This window comes from Bacillus sp. FDAARGOS_1420, assembly GCF_019344915.1.
GTDB lineage: Bacteria > Bacillota > Bacilli > Bacillales > Bacillaceae_G > Bacillus_A > Bacillus_A mycoides.
On the sequence record NZ_JAHWJB010000004.1, the window covers coordinates 189,338 to 213,124 of the forward strand.

General features: G+C 34.2%; 28 protein-coding genes and 1 pseudogene. 9 read left to right on the plus strand and 20 right to left on the minus strand.

The window, feature by feature from the left end:
- Positions 1-589: 589 nt before the first annotated feature.
- The 3 genes from I6L50_RS32235 (at position 590) to I6L50_RS32245 (ending at position 3,204) form a co-directional block, all read left to right on the plus strand.
- Positions 590-1,297, plus strand: coding sequence for an IS6 family transposase (locus I6L50_RS32235; protein WP_219304102.1), 708 nt, complete (start codon positions 590-592; stop codon positions 1,295-1,297).
- A gap of 206 nt (positions 1,298-1,503) precedes the next feature.
- On the plus strand, positions 1,504-1,812 hold the full coding sequence (locus I6L50_RS32240; RefSeq protein WP_219304103.1) for a hypothetical protein: 309 nt from the start codon (positions 1,504-1,506) through the stop codon (positions 1,810-1,812).
- Positions 1,813-2,250: 438 nt separating this feature from the next.
- On the plus strand, positions 2,251-3,204 hold the full coding sequence (locus I6L50_RS32245; RefSeq protein ID WP_219304104.1) for an Rpn family recombination-promoting nuclease/putative transposase: 954 nt from the start codon (positions 2,251-2,253) through the stop codon (positions 3,202-3,204).
- A 46-nt stretch (positions 3,205-3,250) separates the two neighbouring features.
- On the opposite strand, the gene I6L50_RS32250 is transcribed toward I6L50_RS32245, so the two are convergent.
- The 3 genes from I6L50_RS32250 to I6L50_RS32260 all read right to left on the minus strand — a co-directional run bounded on the left by I6L50_RS32250 (position 3,251) and on the right by I6L50_RS32260 (position 4,423).
- Entirely contained in the window at positions 3,251-3,538 is a 288-nt protein-coding gene (locus tag I6L50_RS32250; protein WP_219304105.1) for a hypothetical protein, read from the minus strand.
- Positions 3,539-3,716: 178 nt separating this feature from the next.
- Positions 3,717-4,052, minus strand: coding sequence for a hypothetical protein (locus I6L50_RS32255; RefSeq protein ID WP_219304235.1), 336 nt, complete (start codon positions 4,050-4,052; stop codon positions 3,717-3,719).
- Between the two features lie 149 nt (positions 4,053-4,201).
- Positions 4,202-4,423, minus strand: a complete 222-nt coding sequence (locus I6L50_RS32260) for a hypothetical protein (protein WP_219304106.1) — start codon at positions 4,421-4,423, stop codon at positions 4,202-4,204.
- Between the two features lie 513 nt (positions 4,424-4,936).
- On the opposite strand from I6L50_RS32260, the gene I6L50_RS32265 reads away from it, so the two are divergent.
- Together I6L50_RS32265 and I6L50_RS32270 are read left to right on the plus strand one after the other, a co-directional pair.
- Positions 4,937-5,149 (plus strand): hypothetical protein, encoded by a 213-nt coding sequence (locus tag I6L50_RS32265; protein WP_219304107.1) that lies wholly within the window; start codon positions 4,937-4,939, stop codon positions 5,147-5,149.
- A gap of 443 nt (positions 5,150-5,592) precedes the next feature.
- Positions 5,593-5,943: a hypothetical protein gene (locus I6L50_RS32270; RefSeq protein ID WP_219304108.1), complete on the plus strand. Its 351-nt coding sequence runs from the start codon at positions 5,593-5,595 to the stop codon at positions 5,941-5,943.
- Between the two features lie 367 nt (positions 5,944-6,310).
- Here I6L50_RS32270 and I6L50_RS32275 read toward each other — a convergent pair whose 3' ends face one another.
- From I6L50_RS32275 to I6L50_RS32285, 3 genes are all read right to left on the minus strand, one after another.
- Positions 6,311-7,216 carry an Rpn family recombination-promoting nuclease/putative transposase gene (locus tag I6L50_RS32275; protein ID WP_219304109.1) on the minus strand — a complete coding sequence of 302 codons (906 nt, stop codon included), beginning with the start codon at positions 7,214-7,216 and terminating at the stop codon, positions 6,311-6,313.
- Positions 7,217-7,656: 440 nt separating this feature from the next.
- On the minus strand, positions 7,657-7,965 hold the full coding sequence (locus I6L50_RS32280) for a hypothetical protein (RefSeq protein ID WP_219304110.1): 309 nt from the start codon (positions 7,963-7,965) through the stop codon (positions 7,657-7,659).
- A 68-nt stretch (positions 7,966-8,033) separates the two neighbouring features.
- Entirely contained in the window at positions 8,034-8,324 is a 291-nt protein-coding gene (locus I6L50_RS32285; protein WP_219304111.1) for an ArsR/SmtB family transcription factor, read from the minus strand.
- A 150-nt stretch (positions 8,325-8,474) separates the two neighbouring features.
- Here I6L50_RS32285 and I6L50_RS32290 point away from each other — a divergent pair, with 150 nt between their 5' ends.
- The gene (locus I6L50_RS32290; protein WP_219304112.1) at positions 8,475-8,753 is read left to right on the plus strand and encodes an HU family DNA-binding protein; all 279 of its coding nucleotides are present in this window, start codon (positions 8,475-8,477) and stop codon (positions 8,751-8,753) included.
- A 52-nt stretch (positions 8,754-8,805) separates the two neighbouring features.
- Here the strand turns inward: I6L50_RS32290 and hfq are convergent, their stop codons facing one another.
- Both hfq and I6L50_RS32300 read right to left on the minus strand, forming a co-directional pair.
- A complete protein-coding gene (gene hfq / locus I6L50_RS32295) occupies positions 8,806-9,039 on the minus strand; it encodes an RNA chaperone Hfq (RefSeq protein WP_215559765.1) in 234 nt (77 codons plus the stop codon).
- Between the two features lie 21 nt (positions 9,040-9,060).
- Positions 9,061-9,342 carry an AbrB/MazE/SpoVT family DNA-binding domain-containing protein gene (locus I6L50_RS32300; RefSeq protein WP_078205736.1) on the minus strand — a complete coding sequence of 94 codons (282 nt, stop codon included), beginning with the start codon at positions 9,340-9,342 and terminating at the stop codon, positions 9,061-9,063.
- Between the two features lie 123 nt (positions 9,343-9,465).
- On the opposite strand from I6L50_RS32300, the gene I6L50_RS32305 reads away from it, so the two are divergent.
- Positions 9,466-9,651, plus strand: coding sequence for an aspartyl-phosphate phosphatase Spo0E family protein (locus I6L50_RS32305; protein ID WP_219304113.1), 186 nt, complete (start codon positions 9,466-9,468; stop codon positions 9,649-9,651).
- A gap of 264 nt (positions 9,652-9,915) precedes the next feature.
- Here the strand turns inward: I6L50_RS32305 and lepB are convergent, their stop codons facing one another.
- Complete coding sequence (gene lepB / locus I6L50_RS32310; RefSeq protein ID WP_257475462.1) at positions 9,916-10,467, minus strand: signal peptidase I; 552 nt, start codon at positions 10,465-10,467, stop codon at positions 9,916-9,918.
- Positions 10,468-10,615: 148 nt separating this feature from the next.
- Complete coding sequence (locus I6L50_RS32315) at positions 10,616-11,368, minus strand: hypothetical protein (protein ID WP_257475463.1); 753 nt, start codon at positions 11,366-11,368, stop codon at positions 10,616-10,618.
- A 174-nt stretch (positions 11,369-11,542) separates the two neighbouring features.
- Between I6L50_RS32315 and istA the strand changes: the two genes are divergently transcribed.
- Positions 11,543-12,838 (plus strand): IS21-like element IS232 family transposase, encoded by a 1,296-nt coding sequence (gene istA / locus I6L50_RS32320; RefSeq protein WP_219304115.1) that lies wholly within the window; start codon positions 11,543-11,545, stop codon positions 12,836-12,838.
- Positions 12,828-13,580 carry an IS21-like element IS232 family helper ATPase IstB gene (gene istB, locus I6L50_RS32325; RefSeq protein WP_219304116.1) on the plus strand — a complete coding sequence of 251 codons (753 nt, stop codon included), beginning with the start codon at positions 12,828-12,830 and terminating at the stop codon, positions 13,578-13,580. The genes istA and istB overlap by 11 nt, the downstream gene beginning before the upstream one ends.
- A gap of 233 nt (positions 13,581-13,813) precedes the next feature.
- Here istB and I6L50_RS32330 read toward each other — a convergent pair.
- The 10 genes and pseudogenes from I6L50_RS32330 to I6L50_RS32375 form a co-directional block, all read right to left on the minus strand.
- Positions 13,814-14,022, minus strand: a pseudogene (locus I6L50_RS32330) (IS4 family transposase); the annotation flags it as partial.
- A gap of 208 nt (positions 14,023-14,230) precedes the next feature.
- Entirely contained in the window at positions 14,231-15,259 is a 1,029-nt protein-coding gene (locus I6L50_RS32335) for a DUF418 domain-containing protein (RefSeq protein ID WP_219304117.1), read from the minus strand.
- 50 nt (positions 15,260-15,309) lie between these two features.
- Positions 15,310-16,476, minus strand: a complete 1,167-nt coding sequence (locus I6L50_RS32340) for an ABC transporter permease (protein ID WP_444992691.1) — start codon at positions 16,474-16,476, stop codon at positions 15,310-15,312.
- Between the two features lie 26 nt (positions 16,477-16,502).
- Positions 16,503-17,177 carry an ABC transporter ATP-binding protein gene (locus I6L50_RS32345; RefSeq protein ID WP_219304119.1) on the minus strand — a complete coding sequence of 225 codons (675 nt, stop codon included), beginning with the start codon at positions 17,175-17,177 and terminating at the stop codon, positions 16,503-16,505.
- Positions 17,174-18,277 carry an efflux RND transporter periplasmic adaptor subunit gene (locus I6L50_RS32350; RefSeq protein ID WP_219304120.1) on the minus strand — a complete coding sequence of 368 codons (1,104 nt, stop codon included), beginning with the start codon at positions 18,275-18,277 and terminating at the stop codon, positions 17,174-17,176. The genes I6L50_RS32345 and I6L50_RS32350 overlap by 4 nt, the downstream gene beginning before the upstream one ends.
- Positions 18,278-18,399: 122 nt before the next feature.
- On the minus strand, positions 18,400-19,083 hold the full coding sequence (locus tag I6L50_RS32355; protein WP_219304121.1) for a lipoprotein BA_5634 family protein: 684 nt from the start codon (positions 19,081-19,083) through the stop codon (positions 18,400-18,402).
- 33 nt (positions 19,084-19,116) lie between these two features.
- Complete coding sequence (locus tag I6L50_RS32360; protein WP_219304122.1) at positions 19,117-21,051, minus strand: FtsX-like permease family protein; 1,935 nt, start codon at positions 21,049-21,051, stop codon at positions 19,117-19,119.
- Positions 21,026-21,796, minus strand: a complete 771-nt coding sequence (locus tag I6L50_RS32365) for an ABC transporter ATP-binding protein (RefSeq protein ID WP_219304123.1) — start codon at positions 21,794-21,796, stop codon at positions 21,026-21,028. Before I6L50_RS32365 ends, I6L50_RS32360 begins: the two co-directional genes overlap by 26 nt.
- A 123-nt stretch (positions 21,797-21,919) precedes the next feature.
- Positions 21,920-22,909: a sensor histidine kinase gene (locus I6L50_RS32370; protein WP_219304124.1), complete on the minus strand. Its 990-nt coding sequence runs from the start codon at positions 22,907-22,909 to the stop codon at positions 21,920-21,922.
- The gene (locus tag I6L50_RS32375; RefSeq protein WP_219304237.1) at positions 22,909-23,616 is read right to left on the minus strand and encodes a response regulator transcription factor; all 708 of its coding nucleotides are present in this window, start codon (positions 23,614-23,616) and stop codon (positions 22,909-22,911) included. Before I6L50_RS32375 ends, I6L50_RS32370 begins: the two co-directional genes overlap by 1 nt.
- Between the last annotated feature and the right edge of the window lie 171 nt (positions 23,617-23,787).

Consider the following 23,787-nt stretch of genomic DNA (forward strand, 5'->3'; position numbering starts at 1 on the left):
CAGAATCATGAACATGAATTAAAAGATGTTATAAGTAAAATTACTAAACTTAGAGAAAATAAAAAAACTAAAAAACATGGCAATATATGATTGATCCAAAAATATTAAAATTCTAAATACAAATCTATTTAGACGTTTAAATTTCAATGATTCTTATGAATCTCAAAAAGAAAAACCACTTTTAAAATAAACAAGCCTTGCTTATTACAAGGCTTGTCCAAAATTAAGTAAATTTAACAATAAAAGAGCTGATAGCAATAGAATCAGCTAATAAACCTACTAGGGGTTCAGCCGCATGCCCATCAACTTAAGAACGGAAATAAAATGAATTTTTTTCATATAAACTAAAAAGCTCTTAAAATATTTGATGTCCTTAAAAATAGGCATACTAAATAAACCCTAACAGGTTTCATTTTTTCACTATGCAGCTTTCTTTTGTTTTTTATATCCACTATACTCATAGACAACACCCATAATATCAAAGACAGTCTTTTTCTGGTTCTGGTGCAAAAACTTTGAAGTAGATGAAAATGGTCTATCAAACTTGGAAATACTGATAGTATTGCTCTATAAAAGGTGTGTGATCAGTATGGAAAAGGAGAATTTATTTAAGTGGAAACATTATCAACCAGACATCATTTTATTAACTGTACGTTGGTACCTACGGTACAACCTCAGCTTTCGTGATTTAGTGGAAATGATGGAGGAACGAGGGTTATTCCTGGCTCATACAACTATTATGCGATGGATACATCAATATGGACCGGAGTTAGATAAGCGAATTCGACGTCACCTCAAACAAACGAATGACTCCTGGAGAGTAGATGAAACGTATATAAAAGTAAAAGGACAGTGGATGTACTTTTATCGTGCTGTTGATTCTGAGGGGAACACAATTGACTTTTATCTAAGTAAATCGAGAAATCATAAGGCTGCAAAGCGATTCTTCAAGAAAGTCTTGCGGTCTTTTCATGTCTCAAAACCTCGTATCATCACGGTTGATAAGAACCCTGCTTATCCAATTGCTATCGAACAGTTGAAGAAAGAAAAAAGGATTCCAATAGGCACTAAAATCCGAAGGATAAAACATTTAAATAACATAGTAGAACAAGACCATCGTTTTATTAAAAAACGTATACGTTCTATGTTGGGATTTAAATCATACAAAACATCAGCCTCTATATTGAGTGGTGTTGAAGCCATGCATATGGTCAAAAAAGAACAAATTGATTTACAGGACCAGTCTGTCCAAAATCAGAATATTTTTATCAACCAACTGTTTGGATTAACTGCTTAGCAGGTAATTCCATTAGGAATCCTTGATTCTTTTTTATTTATCATCTTTTTGCACCAGAACCCCGTAGCATATGAGCGAAAAGGATTAGAAGTATTTTATCGAGTCGACGCTGAAGATACTGATAGGCTAAACAGATAGATAGATAGATTCATTTATATGCCTAGTCATGTACGGATGAAAATAATGACCGAGGAGGGGATTTTTCTATGAGTGGGAATTCACATTACAATTATATAACAATAAAAGAAATTATCTTTATCCATGCATATGTAACAGGGGAAGAAATCCCATCTTCACAAGCATTACAAATACTCAAACAGTTTGCTCCTGAAGAAATCCCAGGTACAATTAGACAAGCACGTCGGTATCGTATACGGAAAAATGGAGAAGAATTGTTCGGATACTATAGACAGAAGCATCCGAAATTATTTGATAAACAAAAATTATACACGTATGAAGAGTTGAGACACCGAGTGGTGTATTACTGTTCGTCTCATTTGACGATTCACATGTAATTCAGGATGCACAGGAGAATGCTCTGCCTACTTGAATATCCTCGAAATTGGTTATTGCATCCAATTTATTAGTCGAGAGGGATGAAAAACGAACGCTCAGATTCCTCTCTAACGAAAGATAAGGAGATTCTGAATACGTTTAATTCTTGAAAGGAAAAGAGCGACCATACAAGGAGATAAGAGGATGAAAAGATGGGTAGTAAATATTCAAGGTAGAAAGGGATATAAATCAGTGAGGATAGGTGCATATACAAGAAATTATATAAAATTTCACGTATCACAGTGTTTATAAAAACAAAACACATCAAAAATAACAACAAGGGTTGCTTCTTCTCTCCTTCCTCCGCTACAATAGATATATACTTTCTTTGCCCCTTCCCCCAAAAAAGGGGACTAACAAAAAAGATAGAATATGAACTAAGAAAGGTAACTCACTTTATGAATCAACCTTTAGTGAATTTACGCGTCGATTTTGCTTTTAAGCAATTATTTGGAACAAGAGGAAATGAACAGATTTTAATGCAATTTTTGAACGTGACATTAGCCTCTTCGCTCTCTTCACCAATTCAATCGCTGACAATAGAAGACCCACATATGCATAGGGAATATGAAAAAGACAAGTTGTCTATTCTAGATGTATTAGCAACTTTAGATGACGAAACCCAAATTGCAATTGAAATACAATTGAATGACCAAAATGATTTTCTGAAACGTAGTTTGTATTACTGGAGTCGCTTATACGCTTCTCAAATGCAAAAAGGGAGTTCGTATGATACGCTACGGAAGACAATTACGATTAATATTTTGAACTTTCCAGTCTTTCCAGAATACGAAACGTTCCATACAACAGGGAAACTGTGGGATATCGAGTTACAAAAGTTACTCTTAGATGATCTAGAATTGCACATCATTGAAATCCCAAAATTAATGACGCAATGGAAAGAAGAACAAGTCAATCCGTGGGAAGACGACTTTGTACGATGGTTACTCTTATTATCTGCCAATGAGGATACACAATTAACGCATACGCTGGAGGAGATCGCCATGAACCGAGACCCGATTTTAAAAGATGCAATGCAAAAATGGGAAAAGATGAGTCAAGATCCTGGATTCCGTATGCTATACGAAGCAAGACAAAAGACACTCATTGATGAAGCCTCTAAATATAAATATGCAGAGAAAAAAGGGCGAGAAGAAGGACTTGAAGAAGGGAAAAAAGTTGGAAAAGAAGAAGGGCTTCAAGAGGGAATAGAAAAAGGCATGGAAAAAGGAAAATTAGCCGAAAGAGAGCAATTAATCCGTGGCATGCATAAAAACGGCATGGATATCGAAGATATTGCAAAATTTACGAATATGGACCTGTCGGATGTACGCCATATTTTGGAACAATAACAGAGAGACATCTCAAGCGGTGGGATGTCTCTCTGTTATTGTCTGATTATTCAGGACATTGACGATTCATTTCTCCCTTACTAAACAACCGATTGTACTGTTCCTGTATACTTTGGAGTTGTAAACTTAGTCCTTTTGCCAGTGGTGTCATTTTGAGGTCTTGTTGTAAGATGAGCAATAACTGAGACACTTTTATAAGCATCTCGTGAATCTCATATGATTCTTCTATCAAACCATCTATAGAAACCTGCTGAAAAATCGATTCAATTCTGCTCATTTCCCAATCAATTTCTTGTAACAATTGTGTAGAATTACCAGACCATGACTTGTCCACGTATAATCCCTCTCCTGTCTTCTATATCTATGTGTATCCAACTTACTGATAGTTTTCATGTTACTATGGAAAAATAGAAAAGGAAAACTGGCAATTCAAACGATACACTTCTTCTGTTACATTCTTTTCAATTGTTTTTATAACTGAAATTCATATATGTATTACTATTCCTGTAAGTTTAGTGGTATATGGTATAAGCATTCCGAATTTCTATTAAAATATCCGCAATTCGTTTGCCATTTTTCAAAATCATGTGATTTATTGTATACCCGTCTATACATTGTCCTAATTCTTGATTTAACATGACTTCTATTTCACCGTTTTCTCGCATGTTACTCGTTAATAAGGTCGGCTCTTTACTTAACAAGCAATACAATTGTAAGGTTTCAGCCAATACTGTCACTAATGGTCTCAATAGAATATCATGGTGTGGAAGCATATCAGCAGCAATTTGTTTATTTAAAACAAATTGAATGCCATTTTCTTTTACATCAAATCGATATAAGAAAATCATATACACATAGCACACCCTTTTCATATGATGTGTGAAGATATAAGAGAGAATAAGAATCGTATACTGTTGTATCATCCGCTCATTCCCCCAACTGAATAAAAGAATGGTATATATTCATTATATATCAGGGGAAGTCACTATTCAATTTGTTATTTCATTTTAGCTGGATATTTCCAATCTGGCTTATCTTTTTTATCAGGGTTTATGTTTGTTTTTTGTTTTGATTTCTTTTGCTCTACTTTGTTCTTCACTTGATTTTGTTGTTCGTATGTATCTAATTTTGTTTGCATTTGTTCCACCTGTTCTTTTACTTCCTTAAGTTCCAACTTAATTTCTGATAGCAATCTTAAAATGGCATCGCCTTTATTCATAACAACCACCTTATTTCGGAAGATGAATATTTTCTCAATATGAAATAGATTGAATTTTCTGTTTTAACAGGTATAATTGAGAAGAATAACTGTCATTATTTCCTTCTCAAAGGACGGACTATGCCAATAGAACCGTTCTTTTTTTGTTAATACCTTTTATTATTTAGAAATTTATTATACTATACATTTGAGTAACTTTCATTTCATCTGTTACCTATGGGCAGACTATTTCAATAGTCTGTTCTTTTTTATTTAATTATCTGTAAAGGTGTACGTTTACGAACAAGAGATTTATTCTTTGCATAAGAGAAACATGACCGTAAAAAGAAAATCGCACAATATGGAATATTTTCACACGAAAAGATGATTCTTTTTATATTGGGTTTCTTTATCTTAACTAGAAATTATTTATCAATATCTATCTAGGAATAAATTTGGAGGTATTTGTAAAAAGAAAAAGAATGTTTATAATTGCTAGATAAAAAAAGTTTAAAAATGTAGGAGGGTGTTAAAATGGAAAAAACAATGATGGTAGGTACAACAAATATGATGATGTCTATGGAAAAAATGATGTGTGAAATGAAGTGTATGAAGATGATGATGAACAACATGATGCACATGAATGTAAACATGGATAAAGCTATGATTAATACAATGCATGAATGTGATGAAATGATGACTTCTACTATGTCTATGATGAAAGCTATGAAAGAGAAGTGCTGTTAAAACATATGGGCATTTTATTAAGTATGACACATGGTCTTCTATATGATTTTTAGCTGTCATATATGAATGTACATTTGCATTTTATTTCTTAGAAGACGGTTCAATATTGACCGTCTTTTTCGCTTGTAGACCTCCCCTGAGACAAGGTAACGTGTAAAATCCCTTTCATAGTACTTCAATAAAAAGAGCTGTACGAAAAAAATGGAACAATCAAATAGAAGCAAAGAAACAAAAAAAGTTCGAATATAAAAGGTAAACGAGATTGGAAATATCCAGCTAAAATGAAATAATAAATTGAAAAGTTGATCCATACAGTTATATAATAAAAATACACCTTTTTGAAATTCAGTCGAGAAAGTTGGGGAATTAAGTAGAATCATGTCCCCAATTTTCTATTACCTACCATTTATTACACATGAAGTGCAAAAGGACGTGCTATGTATATGATTTTCTTATATCGATTTGATTTAAAGGAGAATGGAATTGATTTTGTTTTAAATGAACAAATAGCTGCGGATATGATCCCAGTATATGAAGAAAAGTTACGACCATTGGTAGCATCTTTAGCTGAAACGTTATGTTTATATCGTTCACTGAGTAAATATCCGACCATTTTAACGGGCGAAATACTGGAGAATGGTGAAATAGAAGTGATATTAAGTGAAGGATTAGGGCAATATATAGATGCATATATAAAGAATCAAATTATCTTTGAAAGCGGAAAATGTATTGCAGATATCCTAATACAAGTCATGGATTATCATACGAGTAAATCATTGAAAAGAACTCATTGATGAGATAGAATAATATAAAAGAAGCATATCTCTTGAAAAGGTTCACTTGTATTTCTATATAAAAACAATATGGTATATACTTACTCCTTTCTTTTTCTAGTAAGTAACTATATTTTTAGGCAATCTTTTCTTGTATAGGGGTCTACTAATAAAAAGACCGTAGAACATGAAACATACGAAAAGCTCCCTGATTTGTATAACAAATCAGGGAGAAAAAGGTAGTACAGTATATCGGTTACGCTAATTATAACATAGCTGAATTCATTCGGTCTATGTTTTCTGAATATTTATTTTTTTGGTATTAGTTCTTCAGGTACAGATGGCCCTGAAGAATCATCTAACCTTTTGAAAAAGTGTATCGTTCACTTTACTTGTCTAAAATATGGCGTATTTCCGACATATCCATATTCGTAAACTTTGCAATATCTTCTATATCCATGCCATTTTTATGCATGCCACGGATTAATTGGATTTTCCCTTTTTCCATACCCTCTTGAAGCCCAACTTGTTTCCCTTCTTCTATACCAACCTCACGAGCATGTGCTAATTTCGCTTGTTCATCAAATAACACTTTTTCCCGTGCTTCATATGCGAGACGGAAAGAGCTACTCTGACTCATATTTTCCCATTTGTGGATTGCCTTTTGCAACATCGGGTCTTGTTTCATGGCTATATCCTCCAACGTGTGGGTTAAATGTTCATCTTCATGTGCTGGTAGTAAAAGTAACCAACGAGCAAATTCATTTTCCCACGGATTAATTTTTTCTTCTCTCCATTGCTGTAGCAATTTCGGAATTTCAATGAAATGGATTTCCAAATCTTCGAGTAACACTTCCTTGTGTTGTTGACTCCAAAATTGTCCGACTGTATGCATGTCATCATATTGAGGAAAGAGATCAAAATCTAATAGATTAATCGCAATCGTTTTTCGTAAAGAACGATAGGGCATCCCTTGCTCTAATTGAGATGTATACAATTTACTCCAATAATACAGGGAACGTTTTACAATCTCTTGTGTATTGCGTAACTGGATTTCCACATTTACCTTGGTCTCATCTTGAAGTGTAGCTAATATATCTAGTATGGATAATTTATCTTCCTCATATTCTTTATGTAAATGTGGGTCTTCAATTTTTAAGGATACAATCGGTGTAGATAAGGATTCATGCAAGATTGCATTTAAAAAAGAAATCAGTAATTCTTCTTGTCCTTGTACACCAAATAATTGCTTGAACGCAAAATCGACTCGTAAATTGACTAAAGGTTGATTCATAGAGTGAGTCACCTTTCTTATTTCATATTCTATCTTTTTTGTTAGTCCCCTTTTTTGGGGGAAGGGGCAAAGAAAGTATAGATCTATTGTAGCGGAGGAAGGAGAGAAGAAGCAACCCTTGTTGTTATTTTTGATGTGTTTTGTTTTTATAAATATTATGGTACGTGAAATTTTATATAATTTCTTGTATATGTACCTATCCTCACTGATTTATATCCCTTTCTACCTGAAATATTTACTACCCATCTTTTCATCCTCTTATCTCCTTGTATTTTAGCTCTTTGCCTTCCAAGAATCAAAAACGCATTCAGAATCTCCTTATCTTTCGTTAGAGAGGAATCTGGGCGTTCGTTTTTTATCCCTCTCGACTAATGAATTGGATATAATAACCATTTTCAGGAGTATTTAAGTAAGCAGAGCATTCTCCTGCGCTTCCTGAATTACATGTGAATCGTCAAATGAGACGAACAGTAATACACCGCTCGGTGTTTTAACTCTTCATACGTGTATAACTTTTGCTTATCCAATAATTTCGGATGTTTCTTTCTATAGTATCCAAACAATTCTTCTCCATTTTTCCATATGCGATACCGACGCGTTTGTCTGATTGTACCTGGTATTTCTTCAGGAGCAAACTGTTTGAGTATTTGTAATGCTTGTGAAGATGGAATTTCTTCCCCTGTTACATATAAATGAATAAAGATAAGTTCTTTTATTGTTATATAATTGTAATGTGAATTCTCGCCCATAGAATAATCCCCTCCTCGGTCATTATTTTTATCCGCACATGACTAGGCAAATAAACGAATCTATCTGTTTAGCCTAGCAATATCTTCAGCATTTGTTTCACTTTTTCATCGTCCACTCGATATAATACTTCTAATCCTTTTCGCTCATATGCTACGACTTTATGTAATTTTAACTTGCCAAGATATTGTGAAACAGTGGGTTGTGGTATGGCGAGATACCGTTGTAATTCAGAAACATTTAATGAATTTTTCTTTATTATTTGACGTACAATTTGGAGACGGACAGGGTGTGCTAATGCCCTTACTACTTCTGCAACACGTTCTAATTCCTTTGGATCCGTGTAAAAGGCAGTTTTCATCTTTTTTCCTCTCCCATTCCTTTTATACAGAGTATTCCCTCTATATAATTCATTTTTCTGTTATAGAATTTACATCTCACAAACTATCTTGCGCTATTTCATTTACATCTTTATACTGAAACAAGTATATATCACAATAAGAGGTGACTCATGAATAAATCAGAATTAATCAAACAAGTCGCAATACAATCCGAACTAAAAAAGCCACAAGCAAGTCTGGCAGTAGATGCAGTATTAGAATCCATTCAACATGCACTACAAACTGGAGAACATGTTCAGCTACTTGGCTTCGGTACATTCGAAGTTAGAGAACGTGCTGCACGTGAAGGACGCAATCCACATACTGGTGAAGCTCTTACCATTCCTGCGAGAAAAACACCTGCCTTTAAAGCAGGGAAAGCATTAAAAGAAGCTGTAAAAGCTAAATAATATTTCTGTAACAGTAGCATGAATCCAGTAGGAATCATGCTACTGTTTTATTTTAGAATCGAATTGTAGAGATCGCATGTTTATATACAAACTGTTGCTCCCCCTCAGATTCTATTAAAACAGAAAAAGTATCATACCCTTTTATCGTTCCCTTTATATGAAAACCTTTCAACAAAATCAGCGTAACATTCTTTTTCTCTTGCACCGCTTCTTGTAATAACCGTTCTTGAAGCGATACCATAGCTTTTGGTCTTTCCTTTTGAAGTGCATGTGGTTTTCTTTCCAACGTTTGATTCCCCCCTTATTCTCAAGCTCTTTCGAGATACTGTTCTAATTCCTCCAGAAGCTGTTTGGCCCCTTCTGGGCTTAACGTCAACTTTCCATCCGCTAGTTTGATATTCTGGGAAGAAATTTCTCCTGTTATGGGACAAGTACCATATGATTTATATTTTTGTAGAACAATCGTTTCGCCTTCTACAAATATTTCTAGTGGGTCTTTTTTGTGAATGTTGAGTGTACGCCTCGTTTCCCTCGGTATAACAAATCGACCAAGCTCATCCATTTTTCGTACAATACCTGTTGCTTTCATAAGAAATGCCCTCCTTTTGTACACATAGAATATCTCACATCTTATGTGACCGTTTTCATTTTTTAAAAACTGCGTATACTATAAAAAAGTTTATTTCAATCTGTAGAAATAGAGAGGTTTTCCATGTCTACATCTGATATTCTCCACTTAAAAAAACAAATTGAGGAAAAAAAGAAACAACTGCGACAGTTGGTAAAGGCATATGAATATACAGACCCCATTGTTCTTGCCTGTAGCCAAGAATTAGATCAATTCGTGTATCTTTTTATGCGTGATTCCTCTCCACAAAAAGTTACATGTAAAAAATGATTCCAATTCATCAATAGAATTGGAATCTCACTATACATATGTCCTCTATATTTTACCATAACTGGAGTCTATGTGGACTAAATAAACCAACTTCCGCATAAAAACATGTCATTTGGTATATATTAAGAATAGTAATTCCACCCTACAACATTGATTGCCACTCTAGAATGAAGTCTCCTAACATGATTACAGGTGGAATTATCTATCATTCCTTTAAGATCAAAGAAGACGTACTGATGGTACGTCTTCTTTCTAAGATTTTATCTAATTTATTATTCGTACTCGATTAAATGGATAAAATACAAATTCTGCTTTTCCCACTATACTCGATACATCAATATCCCCTAATCCCGTTCTACTATCTATACTATTTAAGCGATTATCCCCCATTACAAACACTTTGTGACTGGGAATTTCTATTTTCGGATAATTTAACTGTTTATATTCTTCTAATAATGTATGGTCTAAATAACCTTCTTTTTGTTCTTTATTATTTATGTACAAGATACCATTTTCTACTTTTATTGTATCATTTGGCAACCCAATTACTCTTTTCACATAATACTTTGGATCATCTGGTTTTTTAATCACTACCACATCTCCATATTTTACAGATGAAAATTCCATCATAATTTTATTTACAACGATTCGATCATTATTTAATAAGGAAGGTTGCATGGAAGCCCCTTCTACTACAAAAGGTGCAAAAACAAATGTTTTAATCATTGCTACACCTATTATTGCAAATAATATAGATTTCCCCCACTCTATCCAAGTACTCTTTTTCTTTTGAGTTGACTTTAATTTAGTTTTCAAATGATGATTCCTCCTATTCTCATCCTGCCTGTATGTACGTTTCTCATAATATATAATTTTCTTGTAAAATTTACGATATAATCGCCACTTTTTCATTTGTTACATACACTAATTGCTCACTAAAATCCCACATCCCATTAGTATCAGATCATAATAAACCATGGAGCCAATATGCCATATGTGCATTTTTATATAAAGTAAACCACAATAAATAAGTTGTAGCTGGTATGCCAATTAATAATAAACATTGCAATAGATTAAATTGGTATGCGGTAAGATGCATCATCCCAAATGTAATTCCTGCCAGTAACATAGATATCATAACAACTTTCCCACGAAATATTTTGATACAATTCATACATTTATACCAAAATAATAAGAACGAAATAAACATAATATTTTCACCTAATAGTTGAATAAGCAATCCCGGAATACTCAAGATTAGGTCTTGTCCACTTTGCTTGTTAATCCCCACATTGGTTACTGGTTCAATAAAAAGTAAATGACTGATACATGAAGCCCACAACACACGTAGCACCACTAAAAACAAAGCAGCAATCAAACATGTCCTGTGCTGTCTAAGTGACATCTTCTGAAATAACTGTTTTATAGTATCTTTAAATACATAACAAAAAACAACAGCAATTGGGCCTGTATATACCAATGCTTTAATGATCGATTTCAACACTATCGGAACATCCCTCAACCAGATCTTTAATGTAGCACCATATGGGATATATACCACCGCAATACTTATCAATACCAGTAAAAACAAACTAAAGATACTTTTCGATTTCACCAAACCATGTAAATATTCATCTGTACTTTGAAAATTAAACAATGGCTCTTTTTCAGCATTTTTTTGCTGATTCTGTTTTTGGATAGCAACCACATGTATCACTACTTTCCTTTTTCTCTCCCACAATTATAACATTCTTCCATTTTTAAATATTTAAAAATAAACGAAACAAAAAATATCTACCCTTAAAATGCTAACTTAAATATGTACATTAACGCTTGAATAAATATGTACATTTTCAATTGGATTCTCCATACTGACTCTGAGGTGGTTAGTATGTATATTAAGCTAGATATTCAAACCGAATTTGAGGTTAAAAGTCTTTCAGACTTACCAAATTTGAAAAAACTAATGGGGAACTTAAAAATGAAGATAAATAAAAGTCAATTAGCCAGAGAATTGAATGTGGATCGGCGTACCATAGATAAGTATTTGAATGGTTTTACACCAAAAGGAACAAAAAATAAAACATCGAAAATCGATACATATTATGAAGTGATTGCAGCTCTCTTATCTAGTGATTCTAAACAAATCTTCTACTACAAACGAGTGTTATGGCAGTATCTAACAGACAATCACGGTTTAAAATGTTCACAGTCTGCATTTCGTGCTTATATTAATAGAAAGCCTGAATTTAAAAAATATTTCGATGAGGGAAAGCGTATTGTATCAGGTCATTCAGTGGGTGTCCGTTATGAGACACCTCCAGGAGAACAAGCTCAATTAGATTGGAAAGAAAGTATACGATTTGAAACCCAAAGTGGCGAAATCGTATATGTGAATGTAGCTGTACTTTTATTGTCTTACTCGAGATTTAAAGTCTTTCATTTGAATATTTCAAAATCACAAAGTGTTTTAATGTCATTTATGACAGAGGCATTTGAAATGTTTGGTGGTGTACCGAAGGTAATTGTCACGGATAATATGAAGACGGTAATGGATGAAGCTCGAACAGAACACTTTACAGGAACGATTAACAATAAGTTTGCCCAATTCGCCCAGGATTTTGGATTTAAGGTACAACCTTGTACCGCAGGGCGACCCAATACCAAAGGGAAAGTAGAAGCGCCAATGAAACTTCTAGACGAAATTCATGCTTATCAAGGAAGATTCACTTTTGAAGAATTACATGAATTTGTGCAAAAATTATGTGCAAGAATTAATCAAACATTTCATCAAGGTACTGGTAAGATTCCAGTGTTTGCCCTAAAACAGGAAAAGAATCTCCTACAACCACTCCCGAAGAGCGCGATAAGAGATTCCTATATGATTAAGCATAACCTTGTAAAAGTTAATACATCAGGCATGATATCTTACAAATCGAATCAATACTCAGTTCCAGCTGAATATCAAGGTAAGACCGTCGGTCTACAAGTATATGATAATCAAATATATGTTTATCATAACATGAAGTTAATTGTACAACATAAAATCAGCCAATCTAAGCTCAATTATAAAGAAGAACATTATAAAAAAGCATTGGCTAAGTCATTACCAAAATATCCGAACATTGACAATTTGGCGAAACAAAATTTATCAGTAATTGGTGAGGTATATAGAAATGAAGAATAGCTATCAACAATTAACAACAAACCTAGAATATTTAAAATTAAAACAAATGGCACAACATTTAGGCGACGTAGTCGATTTTAGCATTAATAATGAATTATCCTTCGTAGAAACACTTGTTAAGCTGACAAACTATGAGATTGATGTACGAGAACAAAATATGATTCATTCTATGGTGAAAATGGGCGCATTCCCCCATAGAAAGGAGGTTGATGAGTTTGATTTCGAATTCCAGCCGAGTATTAATAAACAACAAATCTTAGATTTTATTTCTCTACGTTTCTTAGAGCAACAAGAAAACATAGTATTTTTAGGACCTAGTGGTGTTGGTAAGACCCATTTGGCCACGTCTATTGGTATAGCAGCAGCTAAAAAGCGAACAAGTACTTATTTTATTAAATGTCATGATTTACTTCAAAATTTGAAACGTGCCAAGATTGAGAATCGCCTAAAATCTCGTTTAAAGCACTATACAAAATATAAATTACTTATTATTGATGAAATTGGATACTTGCCTATTGATCCGGAGGATGCAAAATTGTTCTTTCAATTAATCGATATGCGTTATGAAAAGCGTAGTACCATCCTAACGACCAATATCAACTTCAAGTCTTGGGATGAAGTATTCCAGGACCCTAAACTCGCCAATGCTATACTGGATCGTGTTTTACATCATGCCACAGTGGTCAGTATTGTAGGACAATCCTATCGAATTAAAGATCATTTTAGCAAAGAAAATGATTGATTTTGCACATGCTTAAACAAGCGAAAATGTACATGTTTAGCTTGACATTTACACCAATTCTTCTAAAAATTCAGGTGTAATACAGCGCTGTAATTCTTTTGCAAATGGTTGTAACTCCTCTTGAATCGAGAGATTCATAAAAAACGTCACCCTTTCTCATAAAGTATTAAGAAAGAATAACGTTTTTTTGTACTTGGGGGTAGTAAAAAGGCTTAAGTTGATGGGCATGTATGGTGAGGCCTACTACACAATCGGACTAAAGGATCACTGGCCACCGTTGACTAATCCAAATACAAATCGTAGCTAAATCTGATCCTGAAAACTTGCGTTTTCGCTTGATAAATTGAATCTCTCTTGCCAGTTCTTCTAAAAATCCAGGTGTGATATAGCGCTGTAATTCTTCTGCAAATGGTTGTAGCTCCTCTTGAATCGAAAGATTCATAAAAAACGTCACCCTTTCTCATAGACTATTAAGAAAGAATAACGTTTTTTTGTACTTGGGGGTAGTAAAAAGGCTTAAGTTGATGGGCATGTGGCTCTAGGCCTACTATGGATTTTTATTTGTTCAAAAACTCATAACTATTAGTACCCTTGCGCCGGTTGTCTGTACATCATTATTTAGAAAGTGTGGTTTTATATTTCAACTAGTCTCAAGTTTTGCGAATTTGTGGCACCGTCCAATAGGTAAGAAGTCGCCATAACCATTCTAATGGTCCCATTACAAAAAATCGCAGCCAAATTACACTGAATATGATTTGGACTATATAAATGAAAATACACAAACAGAAGGATTGGATATATGTGATATTTTTAAATAAATGAAATGTATATCCAGAAATTAAAATTAGGAAAGTCTGTCCTAAATAATTTGTCAATGCCATACGTCCATAAAGCTTTAAAGGCAGTAATAGTGTTTGCATACATTTAAACTGTAACAACAGAATGATTCCACCTATATAAAAACCGGAAATAATTGGTCCTAGCATAATGCCTATGCTTATGAACTGATTTGCTTGTTCAATATTCGGGTCCCCAGTTCCCCCTATAACTATAGGAGGAAACGGGGATGATGGTATTTTTGTATATTGATACATCATCCCTATTAGACTTATTACAAACATTATGCATGTGAAGATAATAATGTTTTTCCTATACCTCGAAATCTTTTCAAAAATATGATATTGTCCTGCAGCAAAACCAGTTAACATAAGCGGTAATGTTAATACTGGCTTTGCTCCTAATACAGAAAAAGATGCTAGTGTTCCTATCCCTATTATTAAGACGATGTTTTTTTTCATTTTGTAAAAAAGCATCAGAAACATTCCCAATATTGCATATTCTCTAAGTACTTCTCCACCCTGAAAATAACCATGTATATATCCCATACAAAATAATACAAGCATACGCCTTGACCATAAAAGATATCCATTCATTCCTTTATTGGTTGCTCTTGTCATAAAGAGATAAAAACCCACTCCAAATAGAAATGAAAAAATAGTATAAAATTTCCCTTCTATAAATAAAAATAGAAATTTTTGATAGGAAAAATCTAAAGTGTTTGTTATTGGTACTTTCACAGAAAGTAAAGGAATAATGTTCATGAGGACAATTCCTAATAAGGCAAAACCACGTAAATAGTCTAATGTGTCTATCCTGTTGTACCCTTGTATCTGTTTCATTCATTTCTTCATCCTTTCCTATTCTCTACATTCAAAATATATCATCTTGTTTATTCATATCGTAGACATTCAATTGGTTCTAATTTTGCTGCTTTATTCGCTGGGAGAAAGCCAAACAAGATACCAATGAACATAGACACACCAACTGCAGTAAGCCCTAAACCGATTGAAATAACAAGAGGCCATTCTCCAAAAAACGCAACAATCCAAGCAAAAAGTACGCCCAATACAAATCCAATGAATCCACCAAGACCCGTTAAAATACAAGACTCGATTAAAAATTGCATCAATATTTTCCCTCGCGTTGCGCCTAACGCTTTACGAATGCCAATTTCACGTGTACGCTCTGTTACGGATACAAGCATAATGTTCATCACACCAATTCCACCGACGACTAATGAAATTCCTGCAATCCCACCAAACACCAGTTTTAATGTCCCTAAGGAATCATCTATGTCTTTCATCGCTTCATCATCTTCTTTATGATGATCTGTTTTAAACGCATATTTAAAGTTTGGCGATTTCATCTCATTTAGGATGGATACTGCTTGTTTTTCTATCTCTTTTTGATTACTAGAAAGATGTAATTTTAATGTAACCGACTGATATTCATCTACTCCTGAAAGAACAGCGATATTGTCAAGAGATGTATATCCTTCAGCAAATGCCATATTATAGTCAGATTCAAATGTACTTTTATAGACACCGACTACTTTATATGGTTTGCCTTTGATATCAATATATAAATCATTTGTCCATTTAGGAAATAACTTTTGAAATGCTGTTTCATTTAGTATAACAACAGGCGTTGCTTGTTCTAATTCTTGCGTATGGAATTCACGTCCATGGGCCATTTTCAATTGATTATCTTCCATAAAATTACCTGTTCCACCATTTACATTCAGCGATATATCTTTTGCTCCAGCATATGCTTTTGTGTTTGTACTTGCATTGGGGTAAACATTTTTAACGCCTTGTAATGATTCCAGGCGTTTTTTCATAGCAGGCGTAATCTTTGCATTATTTTTATCAAAATCTTGATTATCATAATGGATTGTTATATCGTCATTCTTTTTTTTACTCAAATCCGATTTTAATTTCTTATTCACTCCATCCCCCATTGCAATAATGGTGATGATCGCACTAATTCCAATAATAATGCCCAGCATTGTTAAAATAGATCGCATTTTATGTGCAAAGATAGAAGAGATAGCCATGCGTATATTTTCATTTGTATTCAAAATCAATCCCTCCCATCTTGGACAATATGTCCGTCACGAATAATAATTTGGCGTGCGGCTGCTTTTCCAATTTCACGATCATGTGTAATCATAACAATGGCGGTGCCTTGTTGATTTAATTTGTAAAAGAGCTCCATCATTTGTGCACTTGTTTTCGTATCAAGTGCACCAGTTGGTTCATCAGCTAAAATGAATTTAGGATGATGTACAGTTGCACGGGCAACTGCGACACGTTGCTTTTGCCCACCTGATAACTCATTCGAATAGTGATTGCATCGCTCAGCAAGTCCCACTTTTGTTAATATCGCTAATGCACGTTCACGTCTTTCTTTTTTATCTATTCCAGCGTATATCAGTGGAAGTTCGACATTTTCTAATGCTGTTAAACGCGGAAGAAGCATAAAATTTTGGAAGACAAATCCGATTTCTTTATTTCGAACATACGCAAGCTTCGTGTCAGACATACGGGAAGTATCTTTTCCAGCTAATGAATACATGCCTGTGGTCGGTTTATCTAAACAACCAATGATATTCATGAGTGTTGATTTGCCAGAACCAGACGGGCCCATAATGGAAGTGAACTCACCTGAATGAAGTGTTATATCAATATCATGTAAAATTTGAAACGTTTCTCCTCCGTTTTGAAAGGATTTGGTAATACCTTTTAAATCAATCATTGAGCAGCAACCTCCATACCATCCGTTACGTCTTTTTCTGGTTTAGAAATAATGCGGTCCTCTTTTTTTACACCAGAAACTTTCGCCTCATGATCTGTTTCGAATTCAATCTGGACAGGTTGTTCTTTTGCTTTCCCATTTTTCACAATAAATACGACATTTTTCTTTTCTTTTTTAACAATGCTACTTTTCGGAACAATGGTTCCGTTTGCTTCCCCTGTTTTGCTGATGACATATACATGAAAACCTGTTTGTAATTCTTCAGAATTATTTAATGTAACAACGAATGGATAAGTAGAAATCGTTTTATTTTCATCCATGCTCTTTACCGGTGTCGTTCCAATTTCTGTTACCGTCCCAGTCCATGCTTTCCCATGTACTGTTTTTGATGTAATAGAAACTTCTTGTCCCACCTTCATTTGAGAAAGTTCATATTCAGTTAGCTGTCCTTTTACTTTTAATGGGCCAGCTGTGCGAACCGTAATCCCATTCATTCCTGTTTTTTCATCTGTTTCTTGCGTAATCTTTTCAATTACACCCGCAACAGGGCTAATGACAGCTAATTCGTCCATCATTTCTTTGTTTGTCTGTAGTATTTGATTTGCTTTTTCCATTTCCAATTGCTGCTTTTCCAGTTGTACTTCTTGTTCTTGCACGGCTTGTTCATCTGCTTGCAATATCGATTTCTCCGCACCCGCATTTTTATCCTGTTGTAATTTTTGTTTTGCTGCATCCATCTGTTTTTGCAACATGGCCACTTCTCTTCCGACGAACCTCTTTTGACTGTCTGCTTCTCTATTTTTTAATTTGATAGAGGAATCGTTATATCGGAATAGTAATTGCCCTTTTTTTACTTCCTCTCCGTTTTTAACGGAAAGTTCATACTTCCCTTTTGACAGATCAAACGTAATGGTTTCCATACCATTTGGAATAACCTCTCCAGCAAATTTTTGCGTATTCACAATATTTTTCTCTGTGACTTTATACGTTTCATATGCCTTAACTGTTTGCGGATCATCACCAGTGAAAGTGAAATAGGATCCAATTGCAATTCCACCTACTACTAAACTAGTAAGCAACACTTTATGTTTCTTTTTCATCTATTTATCTCCTTCATTCATTTTTATATCTATTTTCTATTTAAAAAAGTTCACTGTATCATTTTGGATGAATTGTATATTTTAATACATATTAGCCATAAAGTAACCGATATCTATTTTTATTATTTCATAATGGAAATATCAATTACGCTTTTCACATCGTCTTGAATCGATTTCGTTAATTTTTCCCATTCATTTTGAGCCTGCACTGCCTCTATATCATCAATACTACTCGCTTTATTTTCTCCATAAGTTTTATTTAACTCTACTATGCTCATATCAATTTCTGGTGAAGGGATTTTTTGAAACGTAGCATTATCTACAACCAGTAATAACTCCTCCTTCTGCTGATCCCACCGTGGAAATCCAAATCCAGAATTATTTTCGTATTTTGCCTGCATCTTTATTCCATTTACTTCCACATTTTTTATATCTTTATGTTTTGGATCAGCAAATACTAAAGCTTCTTTGTCTTTTATTTTTGGTAAAGACGAAATCGGTGTAGAGTTTCTCATATTGTCATCATTATCTTTCTCTCTTAATATCCCTCGTTTTACAATGCCCGCTGCCGTTTTTTCATTCATAATAAACATTTTTTTACCATTATTTTCTTCTTGTTTCACTTTATAGAATGTTGCGGATTTAATCTCTTTTTTATGCTCAGTTTCTATTTTCTTCAATGCCTGTTGTTCACCTAGTAACATTAGCCCATTCCTTGGCTCTTTGTTTCCTCCAAACAGGGAACACGCACCAAGTATTGAAATTACAAGTAATCCCATTCCGCATATAGATAGTATTTTTTTCATCATTCTTACTCCATTTCTTATTTTATTTAACTACTATAAAACCTTTGTATACAATTGTCGTAAATATCCTCGTCGTACCATAAAGAAATAGAGGATTTGTATGCCAATAAAGCCTACGAATACTAACATAGAAATATTTAAAATAGAAAACCCTAGTAACTGCTGTAACGCTAAAAATGCTACACCACTATGAATGACCGCTACGAGTATAGGTAGGAAGAACATCAATAACAGCTGCCGTGTAACAATTTGTTTTAATTCTTTTTTACTTAATCCTATTTTTGCAATCATTTCATACTGTCGTTGATCTCTTTCCAAATCTGCATACAGACGGAAATATAATAAACTGGCTGCAAAGGTGAAAAATACAATACCTACTAATACACTCGAAATCAATAAGATGCCGTTTCCTTGTCTAAACATATGATTTTCCGTGTACAAGGATCTAAAGCTGTATTTTGAGCCTTTTTTTTCTGTCTTCATGAATTTTTCATCTAATTGTTTTGCTATATCTTTTGTTTCTGTCCAATCTTTCACAGTAAACCCGTACTCCGGATAAGTACGTTTATCATTTCGGCTTGGAATCACATCATACATGGAATCTGAAACAACAAGAGTAACGCCATACCCATTTGGTTCCACTAGATAGGGAACAGCTTTTTTCACTTTGAATGAAAGATTTTTCTCTCCTTGTACTACGGATATTTCAGAAGGAATTCCCTCTTTTTTTTGATATTTGTCCACTGCTGAAGCAGATGTGGGAACTAAAATTGTCTCGTCTTCATTTTGTAATGTTTCTGTTTGGTACCCCAATGCTTTTGCTAGCGAATTATACTCACTTAGTTTTATCATCGTTAAGCCATTCTCACTAAGTTTCGGAGTTACAGTACCCATTTGATAAGAAAATCCTGCATCTGTCAATTGCCTCTTTATTTCAGCAATATGGGTTTCTTCTTGCATATTTTCGCCCCATGAATTATAGGTAAATGCAAATAGCGGCTTTTTCATTCCATATAATTCCGAATCCCCCATTGACAAGCATGTCCCAATTCCTGTAAAAGATACGGCGGAGATAACCGCAAGCATAAAGAACATCGTAGCATTATCTTTCATACGATACGCTAATTCCGAAATAGTGAGAAGATTCGTTTTCTTAAAAAATATACGTTCCTTCTTTTTTAACCTGCCGATAATAAAGACACTCAATTGAGAAAATAAATAATATGAGCCGATTATGGTACATACCACCCCACTAACCAAAGGTATAGGATTCACATTCATTCTGACCGTTGACACAAAATAAAACACGAAGCCATATCCAATCCCAATGAGAAGAAGAGAAAGAAAGGCTCGTACCCCAGACGCTTTCGGCTCTGGTTTAGGCTTGTCCTCGGATTTCATCAATTCAATCAACTGGTTAACTTTGACCATTTTAGAAGTAAACAGTGAAATCAATAAAAATAAAATCAAAAACGCGCCAGCTGTCATCCCAATTGCTTTGATGGGCATATAAAAAGGGAGACCTGTTTCAATCGCTAATAGATAGGCACTGAGTAATAAAATCAGTTTTGAAAAAATTAGTCCGATCAGAATGCCAAAAACAATCGATGCGGCTCCGATTATCATATTTTCTAAAAATATCAATGTATTCAACTGTGACGGAGACATTCCATGCATCATAAGAATCCCAAATTCTTTTTTTCTTGTCTTTAAAAAAGAACTGACAGAATATAAAAGAAAGAAAAAAGAAAAAAGGAAAATAAGGTATTGAGAAATTTGCATTCCAATCTTCCCGAGTGCTGCCATTTTTGCACTAGTAGAAGCTAATTCCCCTTGTAAATCTGGATGAAAAAACAGGAGAGCATACGTAAAGAAAATCATAATAGAAAACGTACTACTGAGAAAATGCGCAGCATAGGTTCGCTTGCTACGCATGACGTTGTTACACGCGAATTGTCGAAAATTCATCCTTACGCCCTCCTAATAGAGCAAGTACATCCATAATTTTCTGATAAAACAGTTGACGACTTTCCCCGCAATACAGTTCATTATACAATTTGCCGTCTTTGATAAATACGATGCGATCGCAATAACTCGCAGCCATTGGATCATGTGTAACCAGCATCATCGTTGCCTCCTGTTCTTTATTTAATTGTTGTAGTAGTGCCATAACATCACTAGCCGCTTTGGAATCTAAATTTCCTGTTGGTTCGTCTGCCAGTACAAGTTGCGGTTTATGAATCAGAGCACGCGCAATCGCTGTTCTTTGTGCTTGTCCACCAGATATTTCATACGTACGTTTGTTTAATATTTCTTGAATACCTAACTTTTCTGCGATTATTTCTACACGTTTATTCATCCGTTTGACATCCATACCATCCAAAGTCAAAGGGAGAACAATATTCTCCTTGACTGTCAATGTATTCAACAAATTGAAAGACTGGAATACGAACCCTAACTGACGTCTTCGGAATTCTGCAAGGTTATTTGCTGATAAACGATGCGGATTTTTTCCGTTAATCAATACTTCTCCGGATGTGGGAGAATCAATGGTAGAAACCATATTTAGCAAGGTTGTTTTTCCACTTCCAGAAGGACCCATAATTCCTACAAATTCTCCTTTATTTATGCTTAAATGAATATTAGAAAGCGCTTCGTAAGAGATCTTCCCCGTATAGGTCTTGCTAAGTTCGTTTACTTTGAGTATTTCCATTTCACATGTCCCCTTTTTATTTTCTATATCATTAAGTGTAACGGGGAACATGTATTTCTTCTATCGATTTCCCTTACAAATGTCTAACATTTCTGTAATGTTTCTGAAAATTAAAACTTAAATTCATTCCGGACTTGCATACGGAAAAATAATTTGAATTCTCGTTCCAATACCTACTTCAGACTCTATTTCGATCTCATGATGTAATTTTTCTGTAATATTTTTTACAAGATATAATCCCATCCCAGTAGATTCTTTAAATTTCCGTCCATTTCCCCCCGTGTAAAACGGACGGAAGACTCTTGGTAGATCTTCTTTTGAAATTCCTACACCCTGATCTTGGATTTCAAAAAAAATAGATTGCTCCGTTTTCCAAACAGCGATGGTAATGTCCGTTCTACTGCCCGCAGAATATTTAATCGCATTAGACAGAATTTGATTAGTCATAAATCCAAGCCATTTTCTATCTGTTTCGACGATGTAATCTTGTGCAATTTTCACTTTCGGATACACATAATTTCTGATAAAAAACCGTTTATTTTCATCAATTACCTCTTGAGCTAGTGTTTTTAAAGATACTCTTTCCACATGAAAATCTTGTTCAAACGTCTCTAATCGTGCCATGTGTAGTACCATTTCTAACCCACATTTCATACGATCGATTTCTTCCGCTATACTTTCAAACGCCTCTCCATGCTCTTCTTGCGTAATTAATGCCACTACAGATACAGGTGTTTTCATTTGATGTACCCATTGATTCATAAATATCAAATGTTCCTTTTGTTTATGTTCCCATGTCTTTAATTCGCTTTGGTATTGATTATATTGCACTTCTAATATACGTCTAAAAGCGATGGATATAGGTGTATGATCTGTTTTTTGCAATGATTCACCTAATGCCTGTGAAGGGTGAGACAATTTATTATAATATCTACGATGACTGTAATAACGATAGATTAAATATCCTATTAAAAAACAAATACCCAAAAATACGCTATATAAAGCTGTTAATATATGATGATATCCATCCAGCCAATACACCATAAGAGTAGCAATCAATTGCATGATTATCATGACAATCAAAGGTATGTGCTCACGTAAAAATAATTTCATTACAACGTACCTTCGTTATCCCAGGTTATTTTTAGGCGATAACCAGCCCCCCGAACTGTATCCAGTGCATTTTTAATTCCGAGTTCTGCTAATTTTTTTCGAACACGTGCAACGTTTACACGTAGTGTATTATCATCTACATACGTATCATCATCCCAAACTTTTTCTAACATTTTCTCCCGACTGACAATGTTCGGACATCTTTGTAGGAGGACTTCTATTATTAGCGCTTCGTTGTGCGTCAGTATACTCTTCTTATTTTTTAATTTTAATTCCAATTTTTCTGGATACAATTGTAATCCTGCTTGTTGTATCACTCGCTCTTTTACTTTTGGGGCATATTCACCATACATTCGTCGAAGATGACTTTTAATCTTGGCCATTACGACCTCATAATGAAATGGTTTCACGATATAGTCATCTGCCCCATGTTCTAATGCCATAACTTGTTCCATTTCTCCATGACGTGCGGATATAAAAAGTATTGGACAAGTAGATATCATTCTAATCTGACGACACCAATAGAACCCATCAAAATAAGGTAAATTTATATCTAATAAAACTAGATCAGGCTGAATATCTTTGAATTGCTCCAGGACATGTTCAAAATCGTTTGTAGTAATCGCTTGATATCCGTATTTATTAATATAAGATTGAAGCAAATCAGAGATTTTTTCATCATCTTCTACTATCATGATTTTATGCATACGCATATGCTCATTTCCTCTCCTTTAAAATAAATATTATTTAGATTGACTACCATATTTCTTGGAAGAACTTTAGAGTTATATACGTATTTTGTTATAGTTTCCTGAAAAACAGGGTTTATTATTCCCTTAAAGACCTTCTTCAGCAATTTGATTACTTCTTCCTAGCAT